Source organism: Bacillota bacterium, assembly GCA_040754675.1.
Classification (GTDB): domain Bacteria; phylum Bacillota; class Limnochordia; order Limnochordales; family Geochordaceae; genus Geochorda.
In genome coordinates, this window is sequence record JBFMCJ010000746.1 from 1 (window position 1) to 1691 (window position 1691).

The 1691-nt window shown below is 70.4% G+C and carries 2 protein-coding genes; both read right to left on the reverse strand.

Translation table 11 applies throughout. From position 1 onward, the window contains the following. Positions 1-913, reverse strand: a 913-nt coding sequence (locus AB1609_23185) for a 2Fe-2S iron-sulfur cluster-binding protein (GenBank protein MEW6049340.1), incomplete at its 3' end; no start/stop codon positions are given. After that, the coding region (locus tag AB1609_23190) for a uroporphyrinogen decarboxylase family protein (GenBank protein MEW6049341.1) at positions 904-1691 on the reverse strand (788 nt) is incomplete at its 5' end. The genes AB1609_23190 and AB1609_23185, both read right to left, overlap by 10 nt.

A 1691-nucleotide genomic window follows, 5' to 3' on the forward strand; every position in this document is an offset into this window, starting at 1 on the left:
CCGGCACATAGGGAGCGCGTACCAGCTGCCCCACCGGCAACCCCAGCAGCAGGTGGTGCATGGCCGTGTTCCCGCACACCACCGCTTCGCAAATGTCAGCCGTCTCGCATCCGACCCGCCGGCACAACTCCGCGGCCAGACCGTTCAGCCCCTCCACCACCGCACCCCGGATGCGGCGGTAGTTATCCGCCGACACGGAAGCATAGCCCAGCCGCGATACCACGTCCTCGCCGTAAGCTATCTGGGGATTGAGGATCGCCCCCGACTCCACGACCTCACCGCTGTCCAGGTCGACCAGGTACGCCGCCACCTTCGTCGTCCCCAGGTCAACCGCCAGGCCCAAAAAAGGCGCACACCACGGCCGCACCGCGATGACCTCGCCACCGCGGATCACCGCCCACCCCCCGAAATCCCAGCGCCTCAGATCGTCTGACAATACCCGCAGCAGCTCCAGATCGTGGCGCAGCCGGGCACCGACTGCCTCGGCCACCCTGTCCGCATCGCCCGCGCGCTCGCCGACCTCCGGCGGATCAAGCCGGAACTGCACCTGCCTGACCGCGGGCCGGGGGCGCACCTCGCGCGCCCCCAGGACTCCCGCCACCTGAAGGCGGTCTCCCCCCCTCAGGCGGTCGATCTCCACCCGCACGTCCCCGACCACCCTTACCCGGCACGCCAGCCGGTACCCCACGGCACCCTGCCGCGCCAGGAGCTCCAGCTCCTGCTCGTCGGCACCCGATACGGCCCCACCCACAACCCGCACCAGGCACCGACCGCACCTCCCGTGACCCCCGCAGGTGGCAACCACACCCCAGTCACCCAGCTCACGACCGAGCAGTTGCACGGCCCCCAGCACCGTGGTCCCCTCGGGCACCTGCACCCGCCGGCCGAGCGGCTGAAACTCAACTACGGGCACGGCGGATCGTCCTCCCCCACCCGGCAGTCAGACGTCGCCGGAGCAGTCACCGCCCGGTAGGCGGCAAGCAGGTTGCCAGCCGGAACCCCCTCCGGCACCACCCCGGAGCACGTCCCCACCACCAGGCCCCCGGCGCTGCCCGCCCTCGCAAGGCGTTTACCCTCCTGAATAATCCGGTCCAGCGTCCCACGCACGAGAAGATCGACCGAAAGCCCTCCCCACAGGCCCAGCTGCCCGCGGTACAGCCCCACCAGCCGGGCCACGTCCATCCCCGCCTCCGGCTCCAGGGAATGCACGGCGTCGAACCCCGCCTCCCGGATCAGAGACAGCAGATCCTCAATGCTCCCATCGCTGTGAAAACACACCAGCGGCCTCTCGCCCCTGGCCGTGCGCGTCCCCGAACAGTACCGCACCACCTCACGCCAGAGCGGCCACAACCGCTCCCTGATCACAGAAGGAGGCGGGAACAGACCCCCAGCATACGCCACGTCCTCCCCCAGCACCACCCCGTCGGCCCCAGCTTCCAGAGCCCGCCCAACCTCCGCCAGGGTCCGGTCAAGCTGCAGCAGTAACAGCCCCTCCGCCTCGGCCACCGCCTCAGACCCGGCGACACCGTGCCTCCCGGAAAGGGACAGCAGGGCCTGCGACCATCCCACCGCCCCCGCCAGGCCCTGCCAGGGCCCGTCAACAACCACCCCCACGAAAAGGTCACGGCCCGCCCAGTAACCAACTTCCTCCGGCCACGCCGGCCCCGTCAACCCCCCTCCGGCAGATCCCA